Raw genomic sequence first — 11,765 nt, 5'->3', positions numbered from 1 at the left:
TGCTCCTTCTCGCCAGCGGACGGCGTCCATACAAACGACCCCGCACCGCAGGGGCCGGCGTACGAAGGCCACGATTATCCATATCTATCGATTACGCGTCATGGATTGAATTATTACGAAAATTCAGCCTGGTCGCGCCGGCAGCGCCCCAGGTCGACATTCCAATCCCCAAAACGATAGCGCGCGACAGTCGGATCGACTGCCGCGCGCTGAATTTCGATGGCCGCGACAGGTGGGCGGCCGGTAACCGGTCAGTGAGAGACGCGGCTGGTACCGTTGACGGTCAGGATGCGCACACGCTCGCCCACGCGGAACACGGCGCCTTCGTCGACCTGCTGGACGTAGGCGCGGGTGCTGCCGTCGTCTTCGCGAACGGTGATTTCCACGCCCTGGGTACGGGTCAGGCCTTCCTCGGTAGCCGCACCGAGCAGGCCGCCGGCCACGGCGCCAATGATGGCAGTGACATAGCTGCCCTTACCGCCACCGATGGCGCTGCCACCGATGCCGCCGACTGCAGCGCCGGCAACCGAGCCGATCGGTGTCTTGGTGCCTTCGATCTTCACGGGGCGCAGGGCCTGGATGGTACCCATTCGAACATTCTGCACGGTACGTGCTTCTTCACGGGTATAGGTGTCGCCGGTCAAGCTGGACTGGCAACCACCGAGGGTCATGGCCAGGGCAGCGAAAGTCACGGCGATCAGGGCAGTTTTACGCATTGGGGAACCTCCGAGTAGGGCTACGACTATTAGACTCCGACGACAGCCCGCCTGTCACGCCAGGTCGTGAAACAGCTGATCTCGATTCAGCTTTCGTACAGTTTGTGCCATATCCGCCGAAATCGCCTGCCGTGGCTCAGTTTTTCCTGCAGGAGTATCGGTTAGGCTGGTGCCCGCAGAAGAAGCACCCGACCTGGATTCGCGCATGGACTACTTCATCATCGTCGCCACCACCGCCGCCGGCCTGTATTTCCACTGGTGGATCTACTGGCGCATCCGTCGCTGGATGGACCGCGACCTGGCACTTTCGCTGGCGGGCGATGATCCGCACAAACGCCACTACCTGCTCGAATGCCTGGCGGATGCCAAGCGCCAGAAAGTGAAACGTCGCGACCTCCCTGACTGGCTGCAGCGCGCCGCCGACGACTACCGCGCAGCCTGAGCCAGCGACCAGAAGCGTGCCAGCGCCTCGGCGCGGTTTTCCAGCTCCTGCGCCGCCCGTGCGCAGGCATCGGCCAGGGTGATGGGCCCCGGCGCCAGGCTGAACGCTGCCTCGATACCCGCCTCGCGCAATTCAGCCAACCCTTCGCCAACGCTACCCGCCAGCGCAATCACCGGCACGCCCGTGCGACGGGCGACATGCGCCACGCCCACTGGCGTCTTTCCATGCAGGCTCTGGCCATCCAGCCGCCCTTCCCCGGTAATGACCAACGACGCGCCGGCAAGCGCCGTGTCCAGTTCCGACAGCTCGGCGATCAGCTCGATGCCCGGGCGAAACCGCGCCTTGAGGAACGCCCGGCAGGCGAAGCCCAGACCGCCCGCGGCACCGACGCCGGGGAACAGGCTGTGATCCTGCCCGAGAGCCTGCGCCGCCACTTCGGCGAAGCGTTTCAGCGCGGCGTCCAGCTGCTGCACCTGCGCCGGGTTCGCGCCCTTCTGCGGTCCGAAGATGGCTGAGGCGCCATGCGGGCCGCAAAGGGGATTGTTCACATCAGCAGCGACTTCGACCTCGACCGCGCCCAGCCGCGGGTCGAGGTTCGACAGGTCGATACGCTGAAGTTGCGAGAGCTGCGCGCCGCCGGCGCCCAACTCCTTGCCCTGGTCATCGAGGAAACTCGCACCCAGCGCCTGCAGCAGACCCAGGCCGCCGTCATTGGTGGCACTGCCGCCCAGGCCGATGATGATTTTCTTCGCGCCGGCATTCAGCGCCGCGCGAATCAATTCGCCCGTGCCGCGGCTGGTGGTGCGGGTGGCATCGCGCAGGCTTTCGGGCACCCAGTGCAGGCCGCTGGCGGCAGCCATCTCGATCACCGCCGTGGCGTCTGCCAGGCAGCCCCAGTGGGCTTTCACCGGCTGCTCCAGCGGGCCGCAGACCTCCAGCTCGCGACGTTCGCCCGGCCGCGCGGCCAGCACCGCATCCACCGTGCCTTCGCCGCCGTCGGCCATGGGCCGCAGCAGGGTTTCGTCGTCGGGCCGGGCGCGCAGCCAGCCACGGGAGATGGCTTCGGCGACCTCAGGGGCGGAAAGGCTTTCCTTGAAGGAGTCGGGAGCGATGACGACTTTCATGGGACAGGTCCGTTGGGCGAGAGGACGGAGGGCATCCTACACCGCAGCACGGTTTTCCCGACGTGCGCAGGAGCGGACTTCGTCCGCGATTGTTCCGATTCATGCCTGAAAATTGAGATGACCTGTAGGAGCGACATTGCTCGCGAACAACCCCAACGGTGAGGCAATTCGCGAGCCAGCTCGCTCCTACGAAGGGCAGAAGCTCAGGGAGCGAGACGTTCGCGCACCCAGGCGCCGTTCTCGACGCGGAAGTTGAGGCGATCGTGCAGGCGGCTCGGACGGCCCTGCCAGAACTCGATGCGGCTCGGCAGCAGGCGGAAGCCACCCCAGAAGTCCGGGCAGCTCGGTGCGCTGTCGGCGAAGCGCTGCTCCGTCTCGGCCAGCAATTGCTCCAGTTCGCCGCGGCCATCGATCACCCGGCTCTGCGGCGAGGCCCAGGCGCCCAGGCGGCTGCCCAGCGGGCGCACGCGGTAATAGGCGGCGGACTCTTCGGCGGAGACTTTCTCCACCCGTCCTTCAATGCGCACCTGGCGTTCCAGCGCCGGCCAGAAGAAGGTCATGGCCGCGCGCGGATTCTCCAGGAGCTGCTGCCCCTTGGCGCTTTCATAGTTGCTGAAGAAGGTGAAACCACGCTCGTCCAGACCCTTGAGCAGGAGCACGCGGCAATGCGGCTGGCCGTCGGCGTCCGCAGTGGCGAGCATCATCGCGTTGGGTTCGACCGGCAGTTGCTCGGTCTTCACCGCGTCTTCGAACCACTGGTTGAACAGGCTGAACGGTTCGGCGGGCGCCTGGGCCTCGGTCAGTCCATCACGGGTGTATTCGCGGCGCATATCGGCCAGGGTCTGAGCCATCGGAAATCTCCTGCAGAAGAAGTCCTTAAGCTTATCCAGAGTTGCGCCTTCGCGCTTGATCCACGACAAGCGTCATTCCAGACGGAATGACGCTTTGCGTGCGGCGGTTCAGTTGGCCTGGGCGAGCGCCAGCAGGCTGGTGCGCTGGGTCACCAGTACTTCGACGCGGCGGTTCAGCGCGCGGCCTTCGGCGCTGGCGTTGTCGGCGCGCGGCAGGCTGGAGCCGACGCCCTTCAGGCGCAGGCGATCGGCGCCCAGGCCACTGAGGCGGAAGATCGAGGAGACTGCCTGGGCACGTTGCAGGCTGACCTTGTCGTTGGTCGCCTTGTCGCCCGAGCTGTCGCTGTGGCCGAGCACCAGTACGCCGCTCTCCGGATCGTTCTGCAGCATCTTCGCCACGTTGCCCAGCGGCGCCAGGGTGATCGGCAGCAGCAGTTCAGGGCGCTTGGGATTGAAGGAGCCTTCCACCGGCGCGATCAGCACCAGGGCGTTTTCGCGGCGCTCGACGGTGAACTTGCTGCCCGCTACCGCTTCACGCAGGGACTTCTCGTGCTGGTCCAGCCACTCCTTGCTGACCTTGGTGTCCTGCGGCTTGGCGGCCTTCTCGGCGCCAGGCTTGCTGTCGCTCACACCGAATGGCCACCACCAGTGGCCACCGGGCTGCTGGCTGCCGGCATCGGCGACCTGGGCTGCCTCGACCGGTTTCTTCTGCGGTGCGGGCGCGGCCGCGCTCGCTTCCTCGTCGCCACCGAAGGGCCACCACCAGTGAGCGGTGCCGGGCTTGGCAGCGGCCACGGCGCTATCCGGCGCCTTGGCCTGGTCCTGGGACTGGAACTGGCTGCAGGCGGAAAGGCCGACGCACAGCGCAAGGGTGGAGACTTTCAGCGAATTCGAGAACAGCAGGTTCATGGGAGCGATTCCACAAGTCGGAACATGAAGGGAGGCCAGGCGCCACCGGTAGGCGATGGCACCCTGACTTCAGCAATCGGCTTAAGAGTTGTACATAACTTACTCAGTTGGAACGAGATTTTAATCTCGAACTGACGAGCGGCGCATGTTTGCACGCAGGGAACGCCGTCACGCACGCAAGCGCGACGGCAAAAGCGGACGACCTTAAGAAGGTGCGGCGGGAGGAAGGTTCCTCCCGCTCGTCGCTACAGGCAGTCGCCGGCGAGGTGCGCCAGGCGCTGGGCGCGTGGGTCCATCAGCACGTAGGGGCCAAGGGTGTTGACGACGAACCCGAAGGCCAGCTCACGCTCCGGGTCGGCGAAGCCGATGGAGCCACCGGCCCCCGGATGGCCGAAGGCCTGCGGGCCAAGGCCGTAGGTGGCGTTGGCGACATTCGGCTGGTCAAGCATGCAACCAAGACCGAAGCGCGTACAGGTCAACAAAGTTCGATCCTCGCCGACGGCATGTTCGCGGGTGAGCTCGGCCAGCAGCGCTTCGTCCAGCAACTTGCCCTGCAGGAGGCCATCGTAGAAGCCCGCCAGCGAGCGCGCATTGCCATGGCCATTGGCCGCCGGCTGCGACATGCGCCGCCATTCCGGCTTGTTGGTGCTGGTGAGCACCGACGGCGGATTGGTGAAGGCGCGGGTGGAAAGTGCGGCGGCGTCGGTCATCATGGTCCGTAGCAACCGTTGCGCCGCGGCGTCGCCCAGGTTGCCCTTGCCGCGGGCGATGTGCGCTACACGGTGGAATTCGGCGTCACCCAGGCCGATGTGGAAATCCAGCCCCAATGGCTTGGCCGTGCGCTCGACGATGGCGGCACCCGGCTCGCGACCGTCGACACGGCGGATCACTTCGCCGATCAGCCAGCCGTAGGTGATGGGGGCATAGCCATGCTCGGCGCCGGGTGTCCACCAGGGCGTTTCGCCGGCGAGCGCGGCCGTCATGCTGTCCCAGTCGTATAGCGCCTCGGGCGCCAGCGGCTCGCGAATCGCCGGCAGGCCCGCGCGATGGCACAGGAGCTGGCGCACGGTGATGCCCTGCTTGCCGGCCTGCTCGAACTCCGGCCAATAGCGCGCCACCGGCGCATCAAGGTCGAGCCGCCCTTCTCCCACCAGTTGCAGCGCAGCGACGGCAGCGAAAGTCTTGGTGCAGGAGAACAGGTTGAGCAACGTATCGGCCTGCCAGTCCTGGCCCGGTTCCTTGCCCGCGCTGCCGGCCCAGAGATCGACCACGGTTTCGCCGCCGACCTGGATGCACAGCGCCGCACCGCGCTCCTGCGGGTCCTCGAACAGCGCGCTGAAAGCATCGGCAACGGGAGTGAAGCGCGGATCGCAGTGGCCGTTCAGGGTCATCTCAAACTCCGGAAATGAGCAGGGGCGGAGGCGCCATTCTTTCAGCGCGCTCCGCCCCTGGGAACCCTGCCGAAGGCAGGGTGCGGCTTCACGAATGACGAATCATTGCTCCGACGCCTGCTCCTCGTCATCGCTGTCGGCAGCCGGCACCGGCTTCGGTGCGGGATCCGGCGCCACCTTGGCGGCGGCGCGGGCCTGCTCGTCGATACCCTTGAGTGTCTGCTGGTTGGCCTTGCGCACGGCGTCGACGAAGCCGGTGAACGGCAGGTCGGTGATGCCGACCAGACCGATGTGGCCGTTCTCGCCATCGAGCAGGCGCCCGGTCACCGGCTGGTCGAGGTACTGGAACCAGTGCGCACCGACGATGTTCGGTTCCTTCGCCGCCTCGGCGAGGAAGCGCTGGTACGCCTCGCCACGCTGCTGCTCGTTGTATACCTCGGCGACACCGCCCCAGAACGGCCCGCGGTCACGGGAGCCGAAGTGGAACTCGGTGATCAGCACCGGCTTGTCCAGGCTGCGCACGTAGTTGGCGTCGAAGCCCTGCCGCGGTAGCGGTACGTAGAGGTTGAAGCTGAGGATGTCGCAGTACTGCGCGCAGGAGGCCAGCGCCTCCGGCGTGCTGACGGCGAAGCGCGGGCCGAGCAGCAGATGGTTCGGCGCATGCCATTGCAGCGAGTCCTTCAGGGTCTTGAAGTACTGGTCGGCATACAGGCGCAGGAAGGCGCTGTAGTCCTGGGCAATGGCCGGGTGCGCCTCGCTCGGAACCGGCGCCTGGTAGCCCGGCGCATCGAGGTCTTCCCAGGAACCCAGCTGCACACCCCAGGCCTCGGCAAGCTGTTCGTGATCCTCGTACTTGTCCTTGAGTTGCTTGATGAAGGCACGCTTGGCCGGGCTGTCGGTGGATAGCTTGAGCGTGCCGAAGGCCAGGGCGAAGTGCGCCTGGTCGTCGTCGCCACGGCCGGCCCAGGCCAGTTCATTATCGGCGTAGTAGCCCAGCAGCCACGCATCCTCGCGATGGTCGCGGGCGGCAATGGCGATGGCGCGCTCGGCGGCCATGGCAAAGCGCGGGTCGAAGGGGTCGGGCATGGCGCCCCACCAATCGTAGCCGGTGCTCACCGTGGCGTAATCGCCGCTGATGGACAGCGGCACGCTGTAGGGCATGCGCGGATCGTCGGCGAAGGCCGGATCGCTCCAGTCGCCCAGGGTATTGAAGCCCCAGGAACCCAGGCGCTGTACGGTGCGCTCGCGCCAGGCGGCTGCCGCGGCGTCGCCGGTCAGCCCACCATCGGCGCGGAAGCGGTTGGCGGCATAGAAATCGAACCAGCGCCCGTTGCCGAACGCACGGCCCTGCTGGGCGCCGACGCCGCTGCGGTCGTCGCGCTGGCCGTAGAAGGCGGCCAGCGGCTCGTCCTCCTTGGGCAGGCTGGCGAACATGTATTCGCGGCCTTCGACGTAGGTCTGGCTGCTGTCGGCATTCACCGCGTTGACGCCCATGGACCAGAACGAGTGCCCTTCGGGCGTCACCAGCCACCAGCGGCCATTGCGCTTTTCGGTGCGGAAGAAGCCAGTACCTTCAAAGGCCGGGCCATCCAGCAGTCCGCCAAAGGCATCGCGACCAGGCGCGGGCTTCCATTTGCTCAGCTGTTCGCCTTCGCCTTTCCAGGCGTTGGCCAGTTGCTCGGCACTCTTGACCTTTTCCGGCCAGTCGCTGCGGGTGGACTGGCCGAAGCCATCGACGATGCCGGTGTACGCCTTGTGGTATTCGTCGTTGCCGGCGCGGGTGCCGAAGCGGCCGACGAGAATGTCCTGGGCCGCCTTGGGCGAAGTCAGAAACAGCTTCACCGCACCGACCTGGCTGCGGTTCAGCTCGCCGGTGACCTTGCTCGCCAGCAGCAGGCGCTGGCCGTCCTGGGTGACAGGCATGGGCACGCCGGCGCGCATGCCGAAATCTTCCGGGGCGATGGCGTGCAGCGGGATCACCAGGGTCTGCGCCGGGCCCGGCGGCAGGGCGATGCTCGCGCGCAGGCCGGGGGCGCCGGCAACGCCTTCGATTTCCACCTCCAGGGTGATGGCCCAGTCCATGGCGTTCTGGATGCGCAGGCTCATGCTGTCCGACTGCGACCAGTCCCAGCTGCCGCTGGACGGTGCCAGGCGCAGGGTCGGCTGCGGCGCAGGGTTGAAGTTCACCCGGCGCAGGATCTCGCCCTCGGGCGTGGCCTCGGCAGTGGAACTGGGCAGGTCGGCGTTCTGTGTGGTGATCGAGACCACAGCCATCGGCTTGACGAAGTTGAACAGGGTTTCATTGCCGCCAGCCGACCAGACGGGGGCACTGGCGATGGCCAGGCTGAGCAGCAACGGCAGATGCCAACGCATCGAAGTCATGGATTCGAATCCTTGCAACACGCCCGCCGGACGGCGGGCGATCGTTTGACAGCCAGCGCGGGAACTCGCTCCCGCACACTCAAGCAATTTCGCGGCGGAACGGCGGCAATGCATTAAGAATGGCCTTGCCGTAGCGTTGCGTCACGACGCGACGGTCCAGCAGCGTGATGGTGCCGCGGTCCTGCTCGGTCCGCAGCAGCCGGCCGCAGGCCTGCACCAGACGCAGCGAGGCGTCGGGCACGGCGATCTCCATGAAGGGATTGCCGCCGCGCGCCTCGATCCATTCCGACAGCGCCGCTTCCACCGGATCGTCCGGCACGGCGAAGGGAATCTTGGCGATCACCACGTGCTCGCAATAGGCGCCGGGCAGGTCCACGCCCTCGGAGAAGCTGGCCAGGCCGAACAGCACGCTCGGCTCGCCATCGTCCACGCGGGAGCGGTGCTTGTTCAGGGTTTCCTGCTTGGACAGGTTGCCCTGGATCAGCACGCGCTTGCGCCAGTCGCGGTCCAGGCCGTCGAAGACTTCCTGCATCTGCTTGCGCGAGGAGAACAGGATCAGCGAACCACGCGAACCTTCGACTATCTCCGGCAACTCGCGAATGATCGCGCCGGTATGCGCGGCGGCATCGCGCGGGTCGGCCTTCAGGTCCGGCACGCGCAACACGCCAGCATCGGCGTGGTGGAACGGACTCGGCACCACGGCAGTGACCGCCGCGCGAGGCAGGCCGGCGCGCATGCGGTAGCGGTCGAAGGTACCCAGAGCGGTGAGGGTCGCGGAGGTCACCAGCACGCCGTAGGCCACATTCCACAGGTTGCGGCGCAGGGTCTCGGCGGCGAGGATCGGGCTGGCGTTGGCCTCGATGTCGTAGAAGGTGCCGCTCTCGGCGAGGGTCAGCCAGCGCGCCATGGGCGGGCTGTCTTCCGGGTCCTCGCTGGTGAAGGCGGTCCACAGTTCCCAGTTGCCCTGGGCGCGGGACAGCAGGCTGCCGAACAGCGGGTACCACTCTTCTGCCTGGTGGCTGGCGATGCCGACGCTGCCCTCCCCGTCCATGGCCTCCTTGAGCAGCTCGGTCAGGCGGGTGAAGAGGTCGGTGAGCTTGGAGAAGCCCTTCTTCAGTTCGATGCCCATCTCGCGGATGTGCTCGGGGATCACCCCGCCTTCGAAACGATGGCGCGGTCGCTCGCGGCCTTCCATGTCCTCGCCGGCACGGAAGTCACCGACCTCTTCGCAGGCGGTGAACATGAACTGCTGGTGCGTGCGCAGCTCTCGGGCCAGTTCCGGCACCTGCTCGATCAGGCGGCCAAGGTCGCCCGGCAGCGGGTTCTGCGCCAGCAGCTTGGTCAGGTTCTTCTCCACCTGGCCCAGCCAGTCGGCGGTGGCGCGCAGGCGGGTGAAGTGGGCGAAGTGGCCGATGGCCTTGTCCGGCAGATGGTGGCCTTCGTCGAACACGTAGAGGGTATCGCGCGGGTCCGGCAGGATCGCGCCGCCGCCCAGTGCCAGATCGGCCAGCACCAGGTCATGGTTGGTGACGATCACGTCGACCTTGGTCATGCCTTCGCGTGCCTTGTAGAAGGCGCACTGCTGGAAGTTCGGGCAATGGCGGTTGGTGCACTGGCTGTGGTCGGTGGTCACCTGCGCCCACTGCGCATCCTCGATGGCCTCGGGCCAGGAGTCGCGGTCGCCGTCCCAGCGGTTGCCGGCCAGGCGCTCGATCATCTGGTTGAACAGCTTGGTGGAGGTCTCGTCCACGTCGATGCGGAAGCCTTCCTCCTCGAACAGCTGGGCGGTGGCGCTCTGCGCCTGGCCTTCCTGCAGCAGGTGGTCGAGCTTGGACAGGCACATGTAGCGCCCGCGCCCCTTGGCCAGGGCGAAGCTGAACGACAGGCCGGAGTTGCGCAACAGGTCGGGCAGGTCCTTGTGGACGATCTGCTCCTGCAGGGCGACGGTGGCGGTGGCGACCACCAGGCGCTTGCCCGCGGCCTTGGCGCAGGCGATGGCGGCGAGGCTGTAGGCGACGGTCTTGCCGGTGCCGGTGCCGGCTTCCACGGCGACCACGGCGGCATCGCCCAGGCGATGGCCTTCCTCGTCGCTGGCGATGGTCCCCAGGACCTTGGCGACTTCGGCGATCATCAAGCGCTGGCCGTAGCGCGGCTTGAGTTCCTTGGCCTCGAGGAAGCGCGAGTAGGCGCCCTGGATCGTGGCCTTGAGTTCGGTGCTGAGCATGGACTTCCCGGGCTCCGGCAGCGCCCTGGTGGACACATCCGGATGCTGGATAAATTTTCAGTGGTTCGAATCGGCGGCTATGATAGCGCGCTCGACCACAACCGCCAGCGGAGATCGTCTGAATGACACCCTTTGCCTTCGTCTATGCCCTGCACCTCCTGGCCGCCCTGGTCTGGGTTGGCGGCATGTTCTTCGCCTGGATGGTGCTGCGTCCGGCCGCCGTCGCCGCGCTGGAGGCACCGGCCCGGCTGAAGCTGTGGCTGGAGGTCTTCCCGCGCTTCTTCCGCTGGGTGTGGGCGGCGGTGATCCTGCTGCCGGTGACCGGCGTGGGCATGCTGCACCTGAGCTTCAACGGCATGGCCGGCGCGCCGCGCTACGTGCAGGTAATGATGGGGTTGTATGTCGCGATGCTCGCGCTGTTCCTGCGCATCCAGGCGCTGCAGTTGCCGGAACTGCGCCGCGCGGTGGGCGCCGAGGACTGGCCAGCCGGTGGTGCCGCGCTGGGCAAGATCCGCAAGACCGTGGGCCTGAACCTGCTGATCGGCATGGCGCTGGTGGCCTTCGTCGCAGCACGCCCGCACTGGTAAACAAAAGGCCCGCCTGGCTAGCCGGGCGGGCCTTCAGTTGAAACGAGCCAGGGGTTCAGAAGCGTTTCACGTCCAGGCGGCCTTCGCTGCCCTTCGCCCCTTCCGCACCGCCCTGGCCTTCCGCGCCGGGCTTCTCGCCCGCCACCGAATAGAACCAGCAGCCCTTCTCGCCGCTGCGCGGCCCGGCCTTGCCGGGCTTGCCGCCCGCCCCGCCCGCACCGCCTTCCAGACGTACCTTGACCTTCTCGACGTCGAACTGCTCCGGCACTTCCAGGCGTACCACGCCGCCAGGTGCGCCGGTCTGGCCATCGGCGCCATCCTGCCCGTCGCCGGCGGATTTGCCGCTGCCCCACAGGCAGCCGGAAGTCTGCGCACTGCCGCCGTCCAGGCCGTCATAGCCCGGCGCGCCGACACCGCCGCGGACGTCGATCAGCAGGTTCTCCACCGCCACATCCTGCAGCCGCAGCAGCAGATTGCGGCCGCCGCTGGCGGGCTTCTCGAAGCTGCCGGAACTACCTTGCGCGGCAATCACGCTGCCGTCGGCGAGGTTGCCGTGCAGCACTTCGATCTGCAGCGCATCATTGCCAGGGAAAACGCCGATCCGCGCATTCTTCGCCAGGTCCAGCTCGCCGATCTTCAGCTCCTTGACCCGCGACGGGATCAGCAGCGCGCCCTCCGGGCCGACACTGATACGGTCCAGGCTCAGGCTGTCACCCTTCACCGGCAGACGCAGCACGGTGTTGGCTTCCACCGAGACGGTGCCGGCAGCCGAACAGGCCAACGGGGCGAACAGCGCCAGGCCCAGCAGCGACTTACGCATGGGTATCTCCTTCTACGTTTGCGGGTGCCGGTTGTGCCACTGCCGGCTGCGGCAGGGTCGCGAAATGAAAGACGCCGAACAGCAGGATCTGCAGGCGATCCATGCCCGGATGCGGGCGCCCCTGCAGACGCTTGCGCAGCGCCAGGACTTCGAAGATGTGGATCAGCAGGATCAGTGCGCCGGCCGCATTGAGCAGCAGGGCGAAGGGATGTGCGAAGGGTTGGATCAGGTTGGCCAGCACCGCCAGCCAGAACAACAGGGCAATCAGCTTGCCCAGCCCCAACAACGCTTTCATGAAATGCCCCCGGTTTTTTCTTTG

General features: G+C 66.8%; 11 protein-coding genes. 2 read left to right on the top strand and 9 right to left on the bottom strand.

The window, feature by feature from the left end:
- Positions 1-251: 251 nt before the first annotated feature.
- A complete protein-coding gene (locus LDJ84_RS07805) occupies positions 252-716 on the bottom strand; it encodes a glycine zipper 2TM domain-containing protein (RefSeq protein ID WP_024765217.1) in 465 nt (154 codons plus the stop codon).
- Between the two features lie 205 nt (positions 717-921).
- Here LDJ84_RS07805 and LDJ84_RS07800 point away from each other — a divergent pair, with 205 nt between their 5' ends.
- A complete protein-coding gene (locus tag LDJ84_RS07800) occupies positions 922-1,158 on the top strand; it encodes a hypothetical protein (protein WP_037011935.1) in 237 nt (78 codons plus the stop codon).
- On the opposite strand, the gene LDJ84_RS07795 is transcribed toward LDJ84_RS07800, so the two are convergent.
- The 6 genes from LDJ84_RS07795 to dinG all read right to left on the bottom strand — a co-directional run bounded on the left by LDJ84_RS07795 (position 1,143) and on the right by dinG (position 10,039).
- The gene (locus LDJ84_RS07795) at positions 1,143-2,282 is read right to left on the bottom strand and encodes a glycerate kinase (protein ID WP_024765219.1); all 1,140 of its coding nucleotides are present in this window, start codon (positions 2,280-2,282) and stop codon (positions 1,143-1,145) included. The two genes, LDJ84_RS07800 and LDJ84_RS07795, sit on opposite strands and share 16 nt — an antisense overlap.
- Before the next feature lie 203 nt (positions 2,283-2,485).
- Positions 2,486-3,133 (bottom strand): pyridoxamine 5'-phosphate oxidase, encoded by a 648-nt coding sequence (gene pdxH, locus LDJ84_RS07790; RefSeq protein WP_024765220.1) that lies wholly within the window; start codon positions 3,131-3,133, stop codon positions 2,486-2,488.
- A 108-nt stretch (positions 3,134-3,241) separates the two neighbouring features.
- Positions 3,242-4,042 (bottom strand): OmpA family protein, encoded by an 801-nt coding sequence (locus LDJ84_RS07785; protein WP_226046158.1) that lies wholly within the window; start codon positions 4,040-4,042, stop codon positions 3,242-3,244.
- Between the two features lie 245 nt (positions 4,043-4,287).
- Complete coding sequence (locus tag LDJ84_RS07780; RefSeq protein WP_226046157.1) at positions 4,288-5,433, bottom strand: serine hydrolase domain-containing protein; 1,146 nt, start codon at positions 5,431-5,433, stop codon at positions 4,288-4,290.
- Positions 5,434-5,535: 102 nt separating this feature from the next.
- Entirely contained in the window at positions 5,536-7,815 is a 2,280-nt protein-coding gene (locus LDJ84_RS07775) for a beta-galactosidase (RefSeq protein WP_226046156.1), read from the bottom strand.
- A gap of 79 nt (positions 7,816-7,894) precedes the next feature.
- Positions 7,895-10,039, bottom strand: a complete 2,145-nt coding sequence (dinG, locus tag LDJ84_RS07770) for an ATP-dependent DNA helicase DinG (protein WP_024765223.1) — start codon at positions 10,037-10,039, stop codon at positions 7,895-7,897.
- A 122-nt stretch (positions 10,040-10,161) separates the two neighbouring features.
- Between dinG and LDJ84_RS07765 the strand changes: the two genes are divergently transcribed.
- Positions 10,162-10,626 carry a CopD family protein gene (locus tag LDJ84_RS07765; RefSeq protein WP_024765224.1) on the top strand — a complete coding sequence of 155 codons (465 nt, stop codon included), beginning with the start codon at positions 10,162-10,164 and terminating at the stop codon, positions 10,624-10,626.
- A gap of 55 nt (positions 10,627-10,681) precedes the next feature.
- Here the strand turns inward: LDJ84_RS07765 and LDJ84_RS07760 are convergent, their stop codons facing one another.
- Together LDJ84_RS07760 and LDJ84_RS07755 are read right to left on the bottom strand one after the other, a co-directional pair.
- Positions 10,682-11,446 carry a hypothetical protein gene (locus tag LDJ84_RS07760; RefSeq protein WP_065085043.1) on the bottom strand — a complete coding sequence of 255 codons (765 nt, stop codon included), beginning with the start codon at positions 11,444-11,446 and terminating at the stop codon, positions 10,682-10,684.
- A complete protein-coding gene (locus LDJ84_RS07755) occupies positions 11,439-11,741 on the bottom strand; it encodes a DUF1145 domain-containing protein (protein ID WP_226046155.1) in 303 nt (100 codons plus the stop codon). The genes LDJ84_RS07760 and LDJ84_RS07755 overlap by 8 nt, the downstream gene beginning before the upstream one ends.
- Between the last annotated feature and the right edge of the window lie 24 nt (positions 11,742-11,765).

Source organism: Pseudomonas sp. HS-18, assembly GCF_020401845.1.
Taxonomy (GTDB): Bacteria; Pseudomonadota; Gammaproteobacteria; order Pseudomonadales; family Pseudomonadaceae; genus Pseudomonas; species Pseudomonas nitroreducens.
This window is presented reverse-complemented; position numbering and strand designations above follow the sequence as displayed.

Coding starts and splice junctions, on each gene's coding strand:
- LDJ84_RS07805 (WP_024765217.1), bottom strand. CDS start 716: ATGCGTAAAACTGCCCTGATCGCCGTGACTTTCGCTGCCCTGGCCATG.
- LDJ84_RS07800 (WP_037011935.1), top strand. CDS start 922: ATGGACTACTTCATCATCGTCGCCACCACCGCCGCCGGCCTGTATTTC.
- LDJ84_RS07795 (WP_024765219.1), bottom strand. CDS start 2,282: ATGAAAGTCGTCATCGCTCCCGACTCCTTCAAGGAAAGCCTTTCCGCC.
- pdxH (WP_024765220.1), bottom strand. CDS start 3,133: ATGGCTCAGACCCTGGCCGATATGCGCCGCGAATACACCCGTGATGGA.
- LDJ84_RS07785 (WP_226046158.1), bottom strand. CDS start 4,042: ATGAACCTGCTGTTCTCGAATTCGCTGAAAGTCTCCACCCTTGCGCTG.
- LDJ84_RS07780 (WP_226046157.1), bottom strand. CDS start 5,433: ATGACCCTGAACGGCCACTGCGATCCGCGCTTCACTCCCGTTGCCGAT.
- LDJ84_RS07775 (WP_226046156.1), bottom strand. CDS start 7,815: ATGACTTCGATGCGTTGGCATCTGCCGTTGCTGCTCAGCCTGGCCATC.
- dinG (WP_024765223.1), bottom strand. CDS start 10,039: ATGCTCAGCACCGAACTCAAGGCCACGATCCAGGGCGCCTACTCGCGC.
- LDJ84_RS07765 (WP_024765224.1), top strand. CDS start 10,162: ATGACACCCTTTGCCTTCGTCTATGCCCTGCACCTCCTGGCCGCCCTG.
- LDJ84_RS07760 (WP_065085043.1), bottom strand. CDS start 11,446: ATGCGTAAGTCGCTGCTGGGCCTGGCGCTGTTCGCCCCGTTGGCCTGT.
- LDJ84_RS07755 (WP_226046155.1), bottom strand. CDS start 11,741: ATGAAAGCGTTGTTGGGGCTGGGCAAGCTGATTGCCCTGTTGTTCTGG.